This window comes from Arsukibacterium sp., from assembly GCF_033721375.1.
GTDB lineage: Bacteria > Pseudomonadota > Gammaproteobacteria > Enterobacterales > Alteromonadaceae > Alishewanella.
This window is the reverse complement of record NZ_JAWWAP010000001.1, coordinates 67,315-85,728: the sequence shown is the minus strand read 5'-3', so window position 1 is coordinate 85,728 and position 18,414 is coordinate 67,315. Positions and strand designations below refer to the sequence as shown.

16 protein-coding genes are annotated in these 18,414 nt (G+C 51.0%); 10 read left to right on the top strand and 6 right to left on the bottom strand.

Going from position 1 to position 18,414, the window contains the following annotated elements:
- Window positions 1-80: 80 nt before the first annotated feature.
- From R3187_RS00380 to R3187_RS00370, 3 genes are all read right to left on the bottom strand, one after another.
- On the bottom strand, window positions 81-1,250 hold the full coding sequence (locus R3187_RS00380; protein ID WP_318964717.1) for a CsiV family protein: 1,170 nt from the start codon (window positions 1,248-1,250) through the stop codon (window positions 81-83).
- Entirely contained in the window at window positions 1,247-4,726 is a 3,480-nt protein-coding gene (gene mfd / locus R3187_RS00375) for a transcription-repair coupling factor (protein ID WP_318964716.1), read from the bottom strand. The genes R3187_RS00380 and mfd overlap by 4 nt, the downstream gene beginning before the upstream one ends.
- A gap of 67 nt (window positions 4,727-4,793) precedes the next feature.
- Window positions 4,794-5,384, bottom strand: a complete 591-nt coding sequence (locus R3187_RS00370; RefSeq protein ID WP_318964715.1) for a PilZ domain-containing protein — start codon at window positions 5,382-5,384, stop codon at window positions 4,794-4,796.
- A gap of 110 nt (window positions 5,385-5,494) precedes the next feature.
- Here R3187_RS00370 and R3187_RS00365 point away from each other — a divergent pair, with 110 nt between their 5' ends.
- From R3187_RS00365 to R3187_RS00355, 3 genes are read left to right on the top strand one after another with little or no spacing between them, the layout of a single operon-like run.
- Entirely contained in the window at window positions 5,495-6,694 is a 1,200-nt protein-coding gene (locus tag R3187_RS00365) for a lipoprotein-releasing ABC transporter permease subunit (RefSeq protein WP_318964714.1), read from the top strand.
- Complete coding sequence (gene lolD / locus R3187_RS00360; RefSeq protein ID WP_318964713.1) at window positions 6,687-7,370, top strand: lipoprotein-releasing ABC transporter ATP-binding protein LolD; 684 nt, start codon at window positions 6,687-6,689, stop codon at window positions 7,368-7,370. The genes R3187_RS00365 and lolD overlap by 8 nt, the downstream gene beginning before the upstream one ends.
- Window positions 7,363-8,601: a lipoprotein-releasing ABC transporter permease subunit gene (locus R3187_RS00355; protein WP_318964712.1), complete on the top strand. Its 1,239-nt coding sequence runs from the start codon at window positions 7,363-7,365 to the stop codon at window positions 8,599-8,601. Before lolD ends, R3187_RS00355 begins: the two co-directional genes overlap by 8 nt.
- On the opposite strand, the gene R3187_RS00350 is transcribed toward R3187_RS00355, so the two are convergent.
- Window positions 8,598-9,119 carry a DUF2062 domain-containing protein gene (locus R3187_RS00350; protein ID WP_318964711.1) on the bottom strand — a complete coding sequence of 174 codons (522 nt, stop codon included), beginning with the start codon at window positions 9,117-9,119 and terminating at the stop codon, window positions 8,598-8,600. The two genes, R3187_RS00355 and R3187_RS00350, sit on opposite strands and share 4 nt — an antisense overlap.
- A gap of 23 nt (window positions 9,120-9,142) precedes the next feature.
- Here R3187_RS00350 and R3187_RS00345 point away from each other — a divergent pair, with 23 nt between their 5' ends.
- Genes R3187_RS00345 through tcdA form a run of 7 tightly spaced genes read left to right on the top strand, consistent with a single transcriptional unit; the run spans window position 9,143 to window position 16,652 of the window.
- The gene (locus R3187_RS00345; protein ID WP_318964710.1) at window positions 9,143-11,368 is read left to right on the top strand and encodes a DNA internalization-related competence protein ComEC/Rec2; all 2,226 of its coding nucleotides are present in this window, start codon (window positions 9,143-9,145) and stop codon (window positions 11,366-11,368) included.
- 38 nt (window positions 11,369-11,406) lie between these two features.
- Window positions 11,407-13,170 carry a lipid A export permease/ATP-binding protein MsbA gene (msbA, locus tag R3187_RS00340; RefSeq protein ID WP_318965234.1) on the top strand — a complete coding sequence of 588 codons (1,764 nt, stop codon included), beginning with the start codon at window positions 11,407-11,409 and terminating at the stop codon, window positions 13,168-13,170.
- Window positions 13,167-14,132: a tetraacyldisaccharide 4'-kinase gene (gene lpxK / locus R3187_RS00335; RefSeq protein WP_318964709.1), complete on the top strand. Its 966-nt coding sequence runs from the start codon at window positions 13,167-13,169 to the stop codon at window positions 14,130-14,132. The genes msbA and lpxK overlap by 4 nt, the downstream gene beginning before the upstream one ends.
- 2 nt (window positions 14,133-14,134) lie before the next feature.
- A complete protein-coding gene (locus R3187_RS00330) occupies window positions 14,135-14,332 on the top strand; it encodes a Trm112 family protein (protein WP_413228999.1) in 198 nt (65 codons plus the stop codon).
- A complete protein-coding gene (gene kdsB, locus R3187_RS00325; RefSeq protein WP_318964708.1) occupies window positions 14,320-15,075 on the top strand; it encodes a 3-deoxy-manno-octulosonate cytidylyltransferase in 756 nt (251 codons plus the stop codon). Before R3187_RS00330 ends, kdsB begins: the two co-directional genes overlap by 13 nt.
- Window positions 15,053-15,829 (top strand): pseudouridine synthase, encoded by a 777-nt coding sequence (locus R3187_RS00320; RefSeq protein WP_318964707.1) that lies wholly within the window; start codon window positions 15,053-15,055, stop codon window positions 15,827-15,829. Before kdsB ends, R3187_RS00320 begins: the two co-directional genes overlap by 23 nt.
- Window positions 15,822-16,652 carry a tRNA cyclic N6-threonylcarbamoyladenosine(37) synthase TcdA gene (tcdA, locus tag R3187_RS00315; protein WP_318964706.1) on the top strand — a complete coding sequence of 277 codons (831 nt, stop codon included), beginning with the start codon at window positions 15,822-15,824 and terminating at the stop codon, window positions 16,650-16,652. Before R3187_RS00320 ends, tcdA begins: the two co-directional genes overlap by 8 nt.
- Here the strand turns inward: tcdA and R3187_RS00310 are convergent.
- Window positions 16,633-17,076: a SufE family protein gene (locus tag R3187_RS00310; RefSeq protein WP_318964705.1), complete on the bottom strand. Its 444-nt coding sequence runs from the start codon at window positions 17,074-17,076 to the stop codon at window positions 16,633-16,635. The two genes, tcdA and R3187_RS00310, sit on opposite strands and share 20 nt — an antisense overlap.
- The gene (locus R3187_RS00305; RefSeq protein WP_318964704.1) at window positions 17,073-18,290 is read right to left on the bottom strand and encodes a cysteine desulfurase; all 1,218 of its coding nucleotides are present in this window, start codon (window positions 18,288-18,290) and stop codon (window positions 17,073-17,075) included. The genes R3187_RS00310 and R3187_RS00305 overlap by 4 nt, the downstream gene beginning before the upstream one ends.
- Between the last annotated feature and the right edge of the window lie 124 nt (window positions 18,291-18,414).

Genomic DNA, 18,414 nt, shown 5'->3' with positions numbered 1-18,414 from the left:
CTAGTTTAGTACCTTTATTAAATAAAGCAACTGCCACGTCAGGGTTTTTACATTTTTCTGCGCTGCTGTTGGTTATCTGGCTAAGGAATATCACCGTTTTGGCGCAGCGGCTCGGCTGCTGTATCAGCTTTGGCTTCCGGCTCAGGAGGCTGGAACCTTCTGATTTGAATAACCATGCCAAGATACGGATGATCCAGATAATGCAGCTCACCACTAATTACCCGCCGACTTTGTTTAACATTAATACTTTGCATGCCATCAGCTGCAAAACGTCGCAGATTAAAATCGGTATTTACAAACAGATAGTGATCCAGGTGCAATTTAAACAGACCATCAAGTTGCCAGACATAGTCAGGCAAATTAGACAGACTGTCACTTAACTGAGGAAGCTGTTGTTGCTGATCTGGCAAGGGTTCCAGTTTGCCGGCAGCATTCAGTTGGTCGAGCAGGGTATCAATTGTACTGAACAGATCATGCTGTTGCTCGTTTTGAAATAATGTCAGCGCTGTTGCTGCCGCGTTATCTGTCGCTGTCTGGTTGCGATCCCGGCCCCAGTAGTCTGTTAATTCGGAATAATTAGCACCGGCAAACCAGCGGCTGGGCACAGCAAGTTTTTCTGTTACCGGTGCCTGACGCCATACCGTATGCAGCAGCAGCGTCTGATTTGGCTGACGGCTGATTTTGGTGGCGAGCTCGGTTAGTGCAAATGCAGAACGAGGAGCCAGATAAGGTACAGGCTGATGCTGCTCAGACTTGCCAGCCAGTTGTGCCGGCAAGCTGTCGGGCATAGGCAGCTGGTTATTAACCAGACGCTCGGGAAATAATGTAACACGGTGCCAGGCGGGCGGTTGTACTTCGCTCAGGCAAAGTATCGGGTGGAACGGAGGTTGCCATTGCTGCCAGCTTCGCAGCACCGCCGGCAACAGTGGAACGGGTGCCGCGGCTGTGGTATCGCACAGTGGTAAAGCCCGAAGCAGAGAGCTGATGTCGGGCTGATAGTGAGTGGTGACCAAATCAAAACTGTTACTAAGACGAATGGGGGTCACTTCATTATCAAACTGTTCTTTTAAGTCAGCACTGCGGGCCGGGCTGAACACAATAAGTTCAACTTCAAACCAACGTTCAGCAGCGCTGGTGTTAGCTGCGGCAAGACTACTGACAGAAAGCAGCAGTGCTGCCAGTCCTGTTTTTACCATAACAGGCATAGTGTTAGTAACGGCTTTCAGGCTGTGTACCAGTATTTTTTTCATGATTTCTCCAGCTGATGCTGGCTGAAATCAGCCAGCATATTGGCAACCAGGGCCAGCCGGTCTTTAGCATCAGGACTGGCAATGGTAAAGCGAAGCTTCTGACCACCTTCAAGCTTAAATATCCGGCTTTGTTGTTGAATAAGACCAATAATATAAGCCGGTGCAACCCGGGTTTTGTCGGCAAATTCTATCAGACCGCCCTTAGCATTGGCTTCAATCCGCCTGATACCAAGCGCTTGTGCCTGTTGTTTAAACTCGGTCAGTTGAACCAGATTTTTTGCAGCATCGGGTAGCAGGCCAAAACGGTCAATTAGTTCGACCTGAACTTCATCCAGCTCGGTTTCATCTTTGGCACTGGCCAGTTTTTTATAAAATGACAGGCGTAAGTTTACATCAGGGATATAGCTGTCCGGTAGCAGTGCCGGAATTTTTAAGTCAATTTCGCTTTGCTGGCTCAGCATCATATCCAGACTGGGCTGCCGCCCTTCTTTTAATGCTGTTACCGCTTCTTCCAGCATATCCATGTATAACGTAAAACCAATGGTTTCAATCTGACCGCTTTGCTCATCCCCTAATAACTCACCGGCGCCGCGGATTTCCAGATCGTGGGTCGCCAGGGCAAAACCGGCGCCCAAATCTTCCAGCGAAGAAATCGCCTCCAGCCGTTTTTCAGCGTCTTTACTCAGCCGTTTCGGTGGCGGTGTTAGTAAGTAGGCGTACGCCTGATGATGCGAGCGGCCAACCCTGCCGCGCAATTGGTGTAACTGAGCAAGGCCAAAGTTATCGGCACGGTTAATAATAATGGTATTGGCCGTTGGCACATCGATACCGGTTTCAATAATGGTTGAACACAATAGCAGATTAAACCGCTGGTGATAAAAATCGGCCATTATCCGTTCTAAGTCACGTTCGCGTAGCTGACCATGGGCGATAGCAATATTGGCTTCCGGGACCAGTTCAGCCAGATCGGCGGCCATTTTCTCAATGCTGGCTACGTCATTATGTAAAAAATAGACCTGGCCACCACGCAGTATTTCCCGCATCACCGCTTCGCGCAGCAGGCCCGCTTCAAATTCGCGGACAAAGGTTTTTACCGCCAGCCGTTTTGCCGGTGGTGTGGCAATAATCGACAGATCGCGCATGCCCGACATCGACATATTTAAGGTGCGTGGAATGGGGGTCGCCGTCAGGGTTAGAATATCAATATTGGCCCTCAGGGCCTTGATTTTTTCTTTCTGCCGCACCCCAAAACGGTGTTCTTCATCAACAATCAATAAACCCAGATCGTGCAGTTTAATGTCATCCTGCAACAGTTTGTGGGTACCAATCAGAATATCCACTTTACCATTAGTGACATCTTCTAAAATGGCTTTTTGCTGTTTCGGGCTGACAAAGCGCGACAGCACTTCAACCCGCACCGGCCAGTTGGCAAAGCGGTCTTTAAAATTGTCAAAATGCTGCTGGGCCAGCAGCGTAGTAGGTACCAGGATTGCCACCTGCTTGCCATCGTTAACGGCAATAAAGGCCGCCCGCATTGCCACTTCAGTTTTACCAAAACCAACGTCACCGCAAACCAGCCGATCCATTGGCTGCGGGGTTTGCATATCGTTCAGCACGGCAGTGATGGCATCCTGCTGATCAGCGGTTTCCTCAAACGGAAAACTGTCAGCAAAGGCGGCATACTGTTCCTGATCGATGTTAAACGCATAGCCCTGATGCGCGGCCCGCTGAGCATAGACATCGAGCAACTCGGCCGCGACATCGCGGATTTTCTCTGCTGCTTTGCGCCGGGCCTTTTCCCAGGTATCATTACCCAGTTTATGCAGTGGCGCATGATCCTGATCGCTGCCGGAATAACGACTGAGCAGGTGCAGCGATGACACCGGTACATACAGCTTGCTGCTGCCAGCATATTCAATAGTAACAAATTCAGCACTAATGCCGGCTGCGTCCAGCACCTGCAACCCCTGATAACGGCCCACGCCATGCTGCAAATGCACCACTGGCTGGCCTTCACTAAGCTCTGCCAGGTTACGGATAATAGTATCGGAGGAAACCTGCTGGCTTTTTTTGCGCCGCCGGCGCTGACTGATTTTCTGACCAAACAGCTCATTTTCGCTAATCAGCGCCAGTGGCGGTGTGGTGCTGATAAGGGCACCTTGCTCCAGGGCACCGACCAGCATTACTACATCTGCATCACTGCTGGAAAAGTCGGCCAGTTTATTGATTTCAGGGGCCCGGATGCCGGCTTTGTTAAACAGCTGATGCAGGCTTTCCCGCCGGCCTTCGCTCTCAACAAAGAATATCGCCCGGCCATTTTGTTGTTTTAAGGTCAGTAAAAACTCGCTGAGCAGACTTAGCGGCTGCTTCAACTGATGCTGGATATTCAGCTCTGGCAGCGCGGCGACGGGGGCGTTGGCCTGGCCGGATTTTTCAGGCAGGGTGGCGCGGCTGAGCTTTAGCCGGCTGAAGTTGTTTAACTCACTGAACAATTCATCCGTTTGCAGGTAAAGCTCCTGCGGCTGCAACACCGGGCGCATGGTATCAATAGCGCGGTCATGGTAACGGCGTTTTAATTCATGCCAGAACTGATTGGCGCTGTGTTCAATGTCGCCGAATGTTAAGGCAATACATTCTGGCGGCAGAAAACTGAATAAGCTGGCAGTCTGCTCAGCAAACAACGGTAAATAATACTCAATGCCGGCCGGAAAAATACCCTGGGTGACCTGCTGGTATAATGACTCTTTCTCATTACGGGCGGCAAAACGTTCCCGGTAGCGTAGCCGGAACCGTTCAATAGCCGCTTTATCGGTTGGAAACTCATGGGCAGGCAGCAGCTCTATGGCATTCACCTGAGTTAAGCTGCGCTGATTATCGGGGTCAAAGGTGCGGATACCGTCAACTTCATTATCAAAAAAGTCGATCCGAAACGGCAGGCTGCAGCCCATCGGATACAAATCAAGTAAAGAACCACGGGCTGAAAACTCACCATGCTCCATTACCTGATCGACAGCCCGGTAGCCAACGGCGGTCAGCTGTAATTTTAATGCGGTTAAGTCGACCTGCTGGCCCTGCTTAATCAGAAAGCTGGCTTGCTCCAAATAATTGCGCTGGCTTATTTTTAACAGCAGGGTACTGACCGGAACGATAACCAGACCATGGGTTAATCTGGGAAGCTGATAGAGGGTTTTCAGGCGCTGGGAAATAATATCCTGGTGCGGCGAAAATACGTCGTAAGGCAAGGTTTCCCAATCGGGCAGGGTTAACACCGGGCAGCTACTGTCTTGCAGAAATACCGCCAGTTCCTGTTCCAGTCGCAGTGCACTGGGGGTATCGGGCACCACTAATAGATAGACGACAGGTTGTGCCTGCACCAGTTGCGCAATGGCATAGGGCAGCGCTGCACCATGCAACTGGCCCCAACTGATTTGATCCTGCTGGTGTTTAATCCGCGGTAAAAATGTAATAAAACTCATTAACAGCTGAAACCCTATCCAAAATGCTTATAAGAAAACGTCTTGCGGTAATTAACACTGTGGCCGCTTATTCCGGTAACTGGCGCTGCGCCGCTTTTTGTTTTAGCTGGCGCGATTGCTGATGCAAACTGGCCCGGACGATAAGCTCGCGATCTTGATCTCTAATCCGGCGAAACACAACCTTTATTTGCCAGCCCGCGTCGGTCTGCTCTGCGCTGATAACCTGACCGAGGCAATAAATAGCACCTTCGTTTTCTGCCAGAAATAGTTTTAATTCCACTAAACTCAGTAATGGAATGGCTTGCTGGCTATGTAAGCATAAGCCTGCACCGCCGTAGCTTAACGTAAACTGACGATGTTCAGCGCTGTCCTGTTGTTGCAGTACGTAGTGCAGCAATAAATCAATTTTACGGGCCTGCTGCTGCAGATAATTAGCCAGTTCATCAGCCAGCTCGCCTATCCGGTTCAATGAGCGCAGTGCTGACATATTCAGGCTGCCCATTTCACCTGCCAGTAAAAATGGCTCGGGAATGCTGGCAATAAATTCCTGCTCTGAGGGCAGGGCGTTACTGTACACTTTGCAATTGACAGTAATGTCGTGCTCAACGCTGAAGTAATCGTTATAAGCGTCGGTTAATGACTGTAGTATTGGGTCCATAGCAGGCCTCGATTAAGGTTGCTTGTCATTATGGCTAATAATCACTATTATCAGCAGCGATTTTTGCAGCTAATTTACCATCTAACCGAGGCAAAGTCCTGAATATTAACATGCAATTACCCGTTAGCATTTTGCTGGGGCTACGCTACAGCCAAAGCCGTAAGGGCAATGCCTTTATTTCATTTATCACTTTTTTCTCGGTTGCCGGCATTCTGCTGGGTGTGATGGCGTTGACGCTGGTCAGCTCGGTAATGAATGGCTTTGAAGCAGAGTTAAAAAAACGGATTCTGGGTGTGATCCCCCATGTGGTGGTCCAGCCGCTCAGCCCCGCTACTCAGTGGCAAACAGAACTGAGCCCCAGTGACGCCGTGCAGGATATCAGCCCGTTTTTGCAAACCGAAGCACTGGTGCAGGCGCCGCGGCAGCTTAATGCCGTGATGCTGCAGGGGATTGACCCCGATCATATTCCACAATTCTTACAACAGGCACTGGTGTTAGGTAGCTGGCAGGACTTTGCAGATAGCCGCTATGGCGTGGTGCTGGGCCGGGGCCTGGCACAGCAGCTTGAAGTCAGCCGGGGCCAGCAACTACGGATTATGCTGGCGCAGGGCGGTAGCTATACGCCTGTTGGCTGGTTACCCCGGCAGCGTCTGTTTGAAGTGGTGGGCATAGTGGATACCGGCTCTGAGGTCGACAACCTGCTGGCGGTGACCCGGCTGGACGATCTGGCGCGGCTGTTGCCTGCTGCACAGCGCGAACCGGCCTGGCGACTCAGCCTGGCAGAGCCTTTTACTGCACCGCTGCTGGCCGGACGTCTGAGTCAATCTGAACACTTCAGCGATGTCACCGACTGGCGGCAAAGCCAGGGTAAATTATTTGCTGCTGTGGCGATGGAAAAAGCCATGATGTGGCTGATGCTGTTACTGATTGTTGCGGTGGCAGCCTTTAATATTGTGTCGGCGCTGGTGATGATGGTAACGGAAAAACAAGCGGAAGTAGCAATTCTGAAAACCCTGGGCATGACCGATAGTCAGTTATTTGCCGTATTCGCCTTTCAGGGCGTAGTCAATGGTATGGTGGGCGCTGTATTAGGGGTGGTTGCTGGTTTGTTGTTATGTTTACAACTGAATGAAGTGCTGAGCTTGTTTGGTTTGCAACTGGCCAGCGGTATCGCTTTACCGGTGGCCGTAAATCCACTGCAAATTCTGACCATTTTTGGCTGCGCAGTGGGGCTGACCCTGCTGGCTGTGCTGTATCCGGCCTGGCGGGCAGTTAAAGTTAATCCTGCGGAAATTTTACGTGATGAATAAAGTATTAGAAGCAACGCAAATCTGTAAAACTTATCGCGATGGTGCTGCAGAAACCCGGGTATTACATAATGTCAGTCTCAGCGTGGCGGCCGGTGAAATGGTGGCAATAGTGGGCAGCTCCGGCTCGGGCAAAAGCACCTTGTTGCATATCTTAGGCGCGCTGGATCTGGCTGACAGTGGCTCGGTTACGATTGCCGGCCAGCCATTGGCTGGGCTAAGTTCGGCAAAAAAAGCCCTGCTGCGTAATCAGCAATTAGGGTTTATTTATCAGTTTCATCATTTACTGATGGATTTCAACGCGCTGGAAAACGTCGCAATGCCGCTGTTTATCCGCGGAGAAAACCGGACAGCGGCTATGGCCAGTGCTGCGGCGCTGCTGCAGCGGGTAGGGCTTGAGCATCGTGGCCATCATAAACCCGCTGAACTCAGTGGCGGCGAGCGACAGCGGGTGGCAATTGCCAGAGCGCTGGTTACCCGACCGGCTCTGGTGCTGGCCGATGAGCCGACCGGCAACCTGGATGAACATACCGCAGAGTCGATATATCAGTTGTTACGGGAACTTAACGCCAGCTTGGCAACCAGTTTTGTCGTGGTAACCCATGATACTGAACTGGCTGGCCGGCTTGATACGCAATATCTGATGCGGGAAGGTCAGCTTGAGGTGAGGCATGGCTAGTCTCGCCTGGCAACTGGCAAAACGTTATCGCTCAACCCGGCATACCAGTGGCTTTATTCGCTTTATTTCAGCATCCTCCACCTCTGGCATTGCGCTGGGCGTTGCCATTCTTATTCTGGCGCTGTCGGTGATGAACGGTTTTGAGCAAGCCTTAAAAGATCGCTTGCTGACGGTGATCCCGCATGTTGAATTGGAAGCAGTAGATTACAGCATGGCAGACTGGCAGCGAAAAGTGCAGATGATAGCCGCAACTGACGGCGTCAGAGCAGGTGCCCCTTTTATTAAAGCTAACGGCATGCTACGCCACAACGGTGCAGTAAAAGCCGCTCAGGTGCGGGGTGTTGAGCTGCAATACGAGCAGCAAATCAGTGCGCTGGCTGAATTTGTCAGTCAGGGCAGCCTGGCAGGTTTGAATGAACAGCAGATTGTACTGGGGCAGGGTATTGCCAAAGCGTTATCGATTGAAACAGGCCAGAATTTGCAACTGATGCTACCGCGGTTTGCAGCTGATGGCAGCCTGGCCAGTCATCGTACGGTAAACTTAACTGTCAGTGCCATTGTCTCGTTAGGCGGTCAGCTTGATTACAGTCAGGTATGGGTTGATATCTCGGCGTTGTCCCGGTGGTTGGGCGTGCCGGAAGGCGAAGTGCATGGTCTGGCATTCAGCATTGATGATATTTTCGCCGCGCCGCAGATGGCGCGACAGCTCGGACGACTGATCGATGAGCATGTCTATCTGAGCGACTGGTACCGCGGGCAGGGCCATGTGTACAACGATATACAGATGGTACGGGCCATTTTGTATCTGGTACTGACGTTGGTGATTGCCGTGGCGTGTTTTAATATCGTTGCAACACTGGTGATGGCAGTGCGGGAAAAAGAAGCTGATATCGCGATTCTGCTGACCATGGGCATGGCGCCCGGCCAGCTGATTAAAACCTTTGTGCTTTTGGGCTGGTTAAATGGCCTGATAGGTTCGCTACTGGGAGTAGGTTTTGGTGTGCTGCTGGCCAGTACTATTGAACAGCTGTTTGCGACGCTGACCCGTATTCTGGGCAGTTCGCTGCTTGACCCCAGTATATATTTTATTGATTTTGTGCCATCAGTGCTGCGCTGGCAGGACGTCTGCCTGACTTTCACCATTGCTTTGCTGCTCAGTTTACTGGCAACCCTTTATCCGGCCTGGCGGGCCAGTAAAGTTGAACCTGCTGCCATTCTGGGACAGCACTAACCTTTTCTGTTTTTCAGCAATTTTGCCAGCTGGGCTTTTTTGACTGATAAGCGCCAGAGCCAGTCAATCAGAAAATAGCCGCTGATACTGGCGGTTATCGCCATTAACAACGAACCAAGTAAAAATGGTTTGCCAATCGTATGCAGGCTGTGGCGCAGCCATTCCAGACTCGCTTCAAATGCAAAAGGCTCCAGCGGCTGAGCTAACACCACTGTACCAATCAGGTAACTTAAATAGAACATAATTGGCATCGTCAGTGGATTGGACGTCCATACCAATGCCAGGGTCAGCGGCATATTCACCCGCAATGGGATCGCGGTGGCGGCAGCTGCCAGCATCTGAAACGGCATGGGGATCCACGCCCAGAATAAACCGACAGCAAAAGCCCCGCGCGCCGAACGCCGGTTTAAATGCCAAAGGTTACCATCATGTAGCAAGCTTCCAAATAAATTTATAAGTTTTTGTTGCTTGATTTTTTCAGCTGATGGTAGATATTTCTTAAATAGTTTTTTGGGCATTCTAACCTGTATAGAAAGAGGCCATGCTAGGATTCTGCATCGGAGTTATTACAGCCAGCCTATTGTCGTTATTTTTGCCAATAGTGCCACCTTTTTTCAGCATTTTTTTTGTAATGCTGCTTTTACTGGTATTTGTCCGGCGCCGGCCATACCTGCTGGTGCTGCTTGGCGCTGCCAGCTTTCTGGCCAGCTGGAGTTGGCAGTATCAGCATTATCAGGAGGGGCAGCAGGCTGCACTGGCCATGGCCGGCTCGCCGCTGTTGCTAATGATTGATACCATCCCGCAAACTTATCCAGACTATACCCAGTTTAGTGCAACAATACTAAGCGGGCCAGCTGCGGGATTGCGGCTGATGTTGCGCTGGCATCAGCCACCGGCTTTAGCGCCGGGCCAGCACTGGCGAGTCCGGTTACAACTGAAACCGCTGCAAGCTGTTGCCAATCCGGGTAGTTTTAATATGCAGATCCATGGCTATATTAGCGGGCTGGTTGCGTCAGGGCAGGTTGATCATGGCCCGCATATACTGCTTAAGCAAGATGATTCGTTGCGCCTGCAGATTGTAAAACAGGTTGAACAGGCGATTAAGCCCTATCGCACGGCCCCACTGCTAAAGGCACTGGCGGTAGGGGAGCGTGAATTTTCAGCTCAGCTCTGGCAGGGAACGCAACATGCAGGCCTTGGCCATCTGCTGGCGATTTCAGGGTTGCATATTGGTCTGGTGTTTGGCTGGGCACTATGGCTTGGTAGCTGGAGCAAAGGGCTGCTGGCTATCCGCCGCCAGCAAAAGCTGGTGTTGCTCTGTGCACTTAGCTGTGCACTGTTGTATGCCTGGCTGGCCAGTTTCGCCATTCCAACGTTGCGCGCCAGTGCTGCGCTACTTATTCTGGTGATTTGCCGCTGGCAGTTGCTGCATATTTCGCTTAGCCGTTTCTGGTTGTTGTTAGTGGCTTTGTTGCTGCTGGTGCAGCCCTTCTGGGCGCTAAGTGCCAGCTTCTGGCTATCGGTGCTGGCTGTGGCGATTATATTTATTGCGCTGTGGCGTTACCCGCTTAGTCACTTTCACTGGCAGGCAAAACTGAAATGGTTTCTGCTATTTCATTTACTCTTGACTGTGCTGATGACATTACTGGGCATCATGCTTTTCGGCGGTTTCAGTCCTTTAATGTTGCTGTCTAATCTGATATTTGTGCCCTGGTGCAGCCTGGTTGCGATACCCTTGCTTCTGCTCAGCTTATTGCTGACGGTGACAGGACTGGATGCCAGCTGGTTGTGGCAGCTGACCGACTTTGCCTTGCTGCCACTGCTGTGGTGGTTGCAATATACTGCGGACTTAGCCGTGTGGTGGCCGCTTAGCGCAGTTTCCGCCATCACGGTGGCATTGCTGGCAGTATTATTGCTGACAATGCTGATTTATGCCCGCAAAGCCACGCTGCTGTTGCTGCCACTGGCAGCATTGTTGCTTAGTGGTAGTGCGATGCAGCCGCAGCACTGGCAACTGCAGTTGCTCGATGGCGGTCAGCGCCAGCTGTTGCTGCTTTACCGCGGTGAACGGGCCTTGTTGTATGACCTGGCGCCCGCCAGCGCCAGCCGGGATATCGCCGACTATCAACTGCAGCCAGTATTGCGTCAGCTTGGCATTCGACAGCTTGATTTTATGCTGTTTCGCCAGCAGCGTACAGAGCGCAGCCGCTACTGGACGCTGCTGACACATTACCAGCCTGAGCGGCAGGATCTGACGTTGTTCAGCCAGCAGCCGGGAACAGCCAGTTGCCGGCAACTGCCAGCCAGCTATCAGGATGTAAAGCTTAACGTACTAACACCGGATAGTGCTGACCACTGTATAGTGCGGTTTACTATCGGGCCATGGCGGGTGCTGATGCTGGGCAGAATTACCCCGGCAACAGAACGCGCGTTACTTGCCAGCAATGCGGATCTGAGCGCCGATGTGCTTGTCCTGGCCAATAATGGCAGTGCGACGGTTAACAGCCTGGCGCTGCTGGCGCGGGTGCAGCCGCTGCTGGCTTTAAATGCCGCCGCCTTTATGAACGGCTATCAGCACCCGGCAACTGCGGTACAGCAGCGGCTGGCGTTACTTAGGGTACCCTTGCTAAATACTGCCGACTATGGTGCCATTACCATTGAATTTGATGATAAAAACATCAGGGTTAGCAGCTGGCGACGGCAAAGATTACCATTTTGGCTGCAAAAGCCGCCGGCAATTGCTGAAACCTTGGCAACAACACGTTAGAATAAGCAAAATTTAAATGGCAGGATTAACCATTGTCAGTGTCTGAAACTAAGTCAGTGTCTGAAGTAAACCAGGCGGGTACCGCCCGGCGGCTGTTACGGTATGTCATTCCCTATAAATTCGGTTTTCTGGCGGCAGCGCTTGGTATGCTGGGTTATGCGCTGATTGACGTTTATTTTATTTCTAAGCTGCCAGATTTTATTGATATTGGGATTAACGATAAAAACACCCGTTATTTGCGTTATGCGCCGGTTTTTATTGTGCTGATCTTTATCCTGCGTGGTGCATTTAATTTTGTTGCCAGTTACTGTCTGAACTGGGTTGGTACCCATGTTGTCCAGACCTTGCGCCAGCAATTGTTTGAGCACTACATGCGGTTGCCGGTCAGTTTTCATGATCAGCACTCAACCGGCGAGCTGATATCCAAAGTCACTTACAATACTGAACAAATAAAACAAACCACTTCGCGCTCATTGTCGGTGCTGCTGCGCGAAGGGGTGTTTGTTATTGGTTTACTGGTGATGATGTTTAGCCTGAGCTGGCAGTTGTCGGCGATTTTTTTGCTGATTGCGCCGGTGATTGCCGTAGTGGTCAGTTTTGTCTCCAAGCGCTTTCGCTTACTCAGTCGCAATATTCAGAATGCGATGGGCAACGTTACCACCTGCTCTGAGCAGATGCTCAACGGCCACAAAGTGATCCTGTCCTTTGGCGGTCAGGAAATAGAAAAACAGCGTTTTTATAAAGTGAATAATTTAACCCGGCAGCAGGACGTCAAGTTAGAGGCCACCCGGGCCATCAGCGTCTCCACCATTCAGATTATTGCCTCTTTTGCGCTGGCTTTTGTGGTCTATATGGCCAGTTTCCCGGAAATGCTGGAGAGCTTATCTGCCGGTACCTTTACCACTATTGTGGCGTCGATGGTGATGATGCTGCGGCCACTGAAACAGCTTACAACAGTAAACAGTGAATTTCAGCGCGGCCTGGCGGCTGCCAACAGTGTTTTCGCGGTGTTAGACCAGCCGGTGGAGCAGGACACAGGCACCGTGAAACTTAATGATATTAAAGGTGATATCCGGTTTGACAAGGTTAACTTCACGTATCCGGGGCACGAAAAACAAGTGTTGTTTGATATCAGCTTTACTGCTGAGGCAGGCCAGACCATTGCTTTGGTAGGGCGTTCCGGTAGCGGCAAAACCACTATTTCCAGTCTGTTACCGCGGTTTTACGAGTTGACCAGCGGTGAGATCAGCATTGATGGTCAGAATATCAGGCAGTGCACTTTACCGTCATTACGTGATCAGATGGCGATAGTGTCGCAACATGTCACCTTATTTAATGACACTATCGCCAACAATATTTGTTACGGTCTGGCTGAACAAGTCGACCCGGCAATATTGCATGAGGTAGCCGAAAAAGCTCATGTACTGGAGTTTGCCAGTCAGATGCCTCAGGGACTTGATACCGTTATCGGAGAAAACGGTGTCAGTTTATCTGGTGGCCAGCGCCAGCGTATTGCGATTGCCCGCGCGTTACTGCGCCAGGCACCTATTCTGGTGCTGGATGAAGCCACCTCAGCACTTGATACCGAGTCGGAGCGGAAAATTCAGGCGGCGCTGGACGAACTACTGAAAGGCCGCACCAATATTGTTATCGCCCACCGCTTGTCGACCATTGAGCAAGCTGACAAGATTATCGTGATGGAGCAGGGGCGGATAATTGAGCAAGGCACCCATACTGAGCTGCTCAGCGCCAACGGTACTTATGCGCAGTTATATAAGATGCAGTTTGGCACCGAACAATGAGCCTGTTGCAACAGAGCTGGTATCAAAAGGGCCACTGGTTATCGTGGTTGTTGTTGCCACTTGCGCTACTTTACTGGCTGCTCAGTAGCTGCAGACGTTTATTATTTACGCTTGGGGTATTACCTCGGCACACCCTGACGGTGCCGGTGGTGATTGTCGGTAATATCAGCGTTGGTGGTACCGGCAAAACACCCTTTACCCTCTGGCTTTGCCAGCAACTACTGGCCAGAGGAATTAAACCCGGCATTATCAGTCGTGGTTACGGCGCTAAAATCAGCGCGCCCACTGCTGTTACCCCAGCCAGCAGTGCCAGAGATGTCGGTGATGAGCCGTTATTGCTGGCCCGGCGCAGTCAGTGCCCGGTTGTCGTATGCCCGGACCGGGTTGCTGCTGGCAAAGCGCTGTTGGCGCAGCATCGGGTTGATATTATTATTTGCGATGATGGTCTGCAGCATTACCGGTTGGCCCGCACGGTTGAGATTGTGCTGGTTGATGGCAAGCGCGGTTTTGGCAATGGCTTGCTGTTACCAGCCGGGCCGCTACGCGAGCCACGTTCAAGATTAGCGAAAGTCGATATGATTATTGCCAATTCTGGTGAGGTGCCCCAGGCTGACTACCAGATGCAGCTAACCGGTAATGTCGCTGAGAACCTGCTTGGCAAGGAAGCGTTACCGCCATCTGATGTTACCCTGGTGGCCGGGATAGGTAACCCGCAACGGTTTCTGACAACGGCCCGCCAGGCAGGTTTTAATGTGGTTGCGCAGCGGTTGTTTGCTGATCATCATCAGTTTACTGCTGCTGATTTTGCCGGGATCACCGGCCCGGTGCTGATGACTGAAAAAGATGCAGTAAAATGCCAGCAATTCGCTTGCGATAACTGGTATTTCCTGGCTGTTGATGCCAGTTTCAGCACCATAGAAAGTGCTGAAATTATCAATAAAATTACCAAAATACTGGAATGATTATGGCCATTAACGTTGCTCTGACTGAAATACTTGCCTGCCCTTTATGTAAAGGCAAGCTGAAATATGACAAAACGGCACAGCGCTTACTCTGCCTGGCAGATGCACTGGCCTATCCGGTACGTAATAATATTCCGGTGCTTATCGCTGACGAAGCTGAGCAGTTAGGCGCCGGTGAGGTTAAAAAATGGCGTTCATAGTGGTTATTCCTGCCCGTTATGCCAGCAGCCGGCTGCCGGGCAAACCGCTGGCAGATATTGCCGGTAAAACGATGATTGAACGGGTTTATCAGCAGGCATTGCAAAGCGGTGCCAGCAGGGTGGTTGTGGCGACCGATGATTCCAGAATAGCCGCTGCCGTCAATGAGTTTGGGGGCGAGGTCTGTATAACGGATCCCAACCACAATTCGGGTACCGAACGACTGGCAGAAGTGGTGGAAAAATTACAGCTTGCTGCACAGACCATTGTGGTTAATGTCCAGGGTGATGAGCCCTTTATTCCGCCACTTATCATCCGCCAGGTAGCTGAGAATCTGGCTGGACAGCAAAAAGCGCAGATGGCAACATTAGCGGTACCGCTTCGCCATGGTGCGGAAATCCGTAACCCGAATATTGTTAAAGTGGTAACGGATCAGAACGGCTACGCCTTATATTTCAGCCGCAGCGTAATACCCTATGATCGCGACGGCATTATTGCCGATGATTTAGCCAGCCATTACCGCCGTCATATTGGCATTTATGCTTACCGGGCCAGCTTTATCCAGCGATATATAAACTGGCCAGCTTCAGCGCTGGAGCAAATTGAGAGCCTGGAACAGTTACGGGTATTGTGGCAGGGCGAAGCCATTCACGTCGATACAGCACTGGAAACGCCGGCTGTCGGGGTGGATACGCCATCTGATCTGGAACAGGCCCGTCAGCATGCACTGGCCCTGCGCCAATGAGCTGTTTTCAATGAGCCAGGCCTTTGAGCTGGTGGCACAAACGCCAGAGTTTGTTGTGCTGAACAAAGCCGCAGGTATCAGTTTTCACTCTGAACAGGGGCCCGGCCTGGTGGTACAGGCCGGGCAGACGCTCGGGTTTAAGCTATATCCGGTGCACCGGCTGGACAAAGTAACGTCGGGCTTAATTGTGCTGGCCCGCAGCAGTGAGGTGGCAGCTGAACTGACCCGTTTGTTCAGCACCCAGCAGGTACAGAAATATTATCTGGCATTAAGCTTCGCCAAACCAGCCAAAAAACAAGGTTGGGTAAAAGGCGAGATGGCCACTGCCCGCCGTGGTGCCTGGAAGCTGCTGCTAACCCAGCATAATCCTGCGGTAAGTTATTTTATCAGTCAGGGCTTTACCGACATGCCGCTGCGGGCATTTCTGATTAAACCGTACAGTGGTAAAACCCATCAAATCCGGGTGGCGTTAAAAAGTGTCGGCGCGGCGATTGCCGGCGATGAGTTATATCAGGGCGCAGCTGCCGATAGGGTATACCTGCATGCTTTTGCACTGCGTTTTAATCTGGCTGGCAAACTGTATCAGTATCAGCAGCCCCCGGAGCAGGGTAGTTACTTTCAGCAGCTTACTCAGGCAGGTGCCTGGCAGCAGTGGGCTGAACCCTGGCTGTTAAGCTGGCCAGACTATCAACAGCCGCATTCATCAACCGCAATTAACAACAACCGCAACAGGTTAAGCACTAAAGATGTCTGATTATTTACTTCGTTTCGCCGGAATTGGCCGGCTGTATGGTTCAGTTGCACTTGAGGCATTTTCCCGGGCGCATGTCTGTGTTATCGGCATTGGCGGTGTCGGTAGCTGGGCGGCGGAAGCGCTGGCGCGCTCGGGCGTTGGCGAAATTACCCTGATAGATCTGGATGATGTCTGTATCAGCAACATTAACCGCCAGCTTCATGCGTTAACGGATACTGTAGGGCAGGACAAAGTCGCAGTAATGGCGCAGCGGATTAACGCGATTAATCCTGAGTGTATTGTCCATCAGGTAGAAGACTTTATCGCTACTGATAACCTGAGTCAGCTTATTACGCCACAGATGGATTATGTTATCGATGCTATCGATTCAATTAAAGCTAAAGTCGCCTTACTGGCGCATTGTAAACGTAATAAAATAAGGGTGATAAGCACAGGCGGCGCCGGTGGGCAGACCGATCCGACCCAAATTAGAATAGCCGACTTAACCCAGACAATTAATGATCCGTTACTGGCCAAAGTACGCAATACGCTGCGCCGGGACTACAACTACAGCAGAAACCCAAAGCGCCGGTTTGGCATTGAATGCGTGTATTCAACCGAGCAGCTGGTTTATCCGCAGCCTGATGGTAGTGTGTGTCAACAGAAGACTCCACAAACGACAGCGGATGGTGAAGTCAGCAGTATGCGATTAGACTGCAGTGGCGGCTTTGGTGCAACGACGGTCGTCACCGCCAGTTTTGGTCTTGCTGCGGTAGCCAGGGTATTGCAGAAAATGGCCGCTAAAGTAAATCAGTCTGCCAAACTCAACGACAGCAGTTCTTAATTCTGGTCATCATCGCATTTAAGCCGCTGCCGCGTGACTGACTCAGATAGGGTTTTAAATTAAGTTTGTCAAACGCGTGGGCTAACTCAAACTTTTTTAACTCGTCATTACTCATGCCATTGACCAGACTTAACATGATAGCCATCAGTCCTTTAACAATGCGGGCTTCACTGTCCAGCACAAAAAAGTGCTGGTCCTGGTGCGGGTTGTAATAATGCATTAACCAAGCGCGGCTTTCACAACCTTTCACCAGCAACGACGGTTGTTTCATTTTCTCCGGAATAGGCGGCAGCTTGCGGCCCAGTTGCATCAGGATCCGATACTTGCTTTGCCAGTCTTTTGCCTGACTTAATTCTGGCAAGTCTTCGGTGTAAATCTGACTGAGAGCAGGTTTGGTTTCTGCGAGTAATTGGTCTAGAGTCATGCCGTTAAAATCTCCACGACCTGCGTTAATGCTTGCAGGCTGGTTGCTACATCTGCTTCAGTATTATAGGGCGCAAATGAGAATCTGACTGCGCCAGCTAATCCGAGCTGGCTGAAAAAAGGCATCGCACAATGCTGACCACCCCTTACTGCAACAGCTTGCTGGTTAAGGAGTTCTGCTACATCTGCAGGGTGTTCACCTTGTACATTCAGCGCTACGATACCCGCATTATGCACAGGCGATGATAAAATATCCAGCCCGTCAATTTTTTTTAGTCCGGCGAAGAACTGTTTTAATAACATTGCTTTATAGCTTTTTACTTGCTGATTGTTAAAGCTTTGTATCCAGTTGCAGGCGGCAGCAAGACCTATAGCCCCAGCTATGTCTGGGGTGCCGGCTTCCAGCCGAAACGGCAGAATGTTAAATAAGCTGTGACTAAAGTTAACTTCGCTAATCATCTCACCACCGCCGAACATTGGCGTAAGTAATTCCAGCGCGGCAGTTTTACCGTATAACACGCCAATACCGGTAGGGCCGTATAATTTATGGCCAGACCATACGTAAAAATCGGGGGCAAGCTGCTGCACATCTATTCTGTCATGCACTATACCCTGAGCACCGTCAACTACAGTCAGGGCGCCGGCGGCTTTTGCCTGACCGATCATCGCAGCAACAGGCTGAATATGCCCCAGCACGTTAGAGATATGACTGAAACTAACCACTTTGGGTTTAAGCGCCAGCAACTCAGTAAAAGCCTGCTGATCAACCTGATAGTCATTGGTGAGTGGCACAACATCAAGCTGCACGCCAAAACGGCTGCAATGCAGCTGCCAGGGCACGATATTGGCATGATGTTCCAGCGCAGTGATCAGGATCCGGTCGCCGGCCTTTAACACCGTATGCATCAGTCCGAATGCAATCTGATTTAACGCAGCAGTAGCACCACTACAAAATATAATCTGCTGCCGGCTGCCGGCATTAATAAACGCAGCTATATCGTCACGGGCTTGTTCAAATGCCTGTGTTGCGGTTTGGCTTAACGTATGGGCGCCACGGTGAACATTACTGTTATGTCGCTGATAGAAAGCCGCCATGGCGTCTACAACCACGTCGGGTTTGTGCATGGTTGCTGCATTATCCAGATAAACCCAGCCCGGGTTATGCTGAAAAAACGCAAATTGGCCACGAAAGTTTACAGGGTCGAAAGCTTGCATAGAGTCTCAGATGATTGGCTTAGTAGTCAGATTGTCAGCGTAGCAGCATAAGATAGCAAGTCCGGCTTACGCGGGATCCTGATAAAAAAAGCGGCGATAATCGCCGCTTTTGCTGATTTAAGAA

Excerpts from the sequence above, each read along its gene's own strand:
- R3187_RS00380 (WP_318964717.1), bottom strand. The coding sequence starts at position 1,250 with ATGAAAAAAATACTGGTACACAGCCTGAAAGCCGTTACTAACACTATG.
- mfd (WP_318964716.1), bottom strand. The coding sequence starts at position 4,726 with ATGAGTTTTATTACATTTTTACCGCGGATTAAACACCAGCAGGATCAA.
- R3187_RS00370 (WP_318964715.1), bottom strand. The coding sequence starts at position 5,384 with ATGGACCCAATACTACAGTCATTAACCGACGCTTATAACGATTACTTC.
- R3187_RS00365 (WP_318964714.1), top strand. The coding sequence starts at position 5,495 with ATGCAATTACCCGTTAGCATTTTGCTGGGGCTACGCTACAGCCAAAGC.
- lolD (WP_318964713.1), top strand. The coding sequence starts at position 6,687 with ATGAATAAAGTATTAGAAGCAACGCAAATCTGTAAAACTTATCGCGAT.
- R3187_RS00355 (WP_318964712.1), top strand. The coding sequence starts at position 7,363 with ATGGCTAGTCTCGCCTGGCAACTGGCAAAACGTTATCGCTCAACCCGG.
- R3187_RS00350 (WP_318964711.1), bottom strand. The coding sequence starts at position 9,119 with ATGCCCAAAAAACTATTTAAGAAATATCTACCATCAGCTGAAAAAATC.
- R3187_RS00345 (WP_318964710.1), top strand. The coding sequence starts at position 9,143 with ATGCTAGGATTCTGCATCGGAGTTATTACAGCCAGCCTATTGTCGTTA.
- lpxK (WP_318964709.1), top strand. The coding sequence starts at position 13,167 with ATGAGCCTGTTGCAACAGAGCTGGTATCAAAAGGGCCACTGGTTATCG.
- R3187_RS00330 (WP_413228999.1), top strand. The coding sequence starts at position 14,135 with ATGGCCATTAACGTTGCTCTGACTGAAATACTTGCCTGCCCTTTATGT.
- kdsB (WP_318964708.1), top strand. The coding sequence starts at position 14,320 with ATGGCGTTCATAGTGGTTATTCCTGCCCGTTATGCCAGCAGCCGGCTG.
- R3187_RS00320 (WP_318964707.1), top strand. The coding sequence starts at position 15,053 with ATGCACTGGCCCTGCGCCAATGAGCTGTTTTCAATGAGCCAGGCCTTT.
- tcdA (WP_318964706.1), top strand. The coding sequence starts at position 15,822 with ATGTCTGATTATTTACTTCGTTTCGCCGGAATTGGCCGGCTGTATGGT.
- R3187_RS00310 (WP_318964705.1), bottom strand. The coding sequence starts at position 17,076 with ATGACTCTAGACCAATTACTCGCAGAAACCAAACCTGCTCTCAGTCAG.
- R3187_RS00305 (WP_318964704.1), bottom strand. The coding sequence starts at position 18,290 with ATGCAAGCTTTCGACCCTGTAAACTTTCGTGGCCAATTTGCGTTTTTT.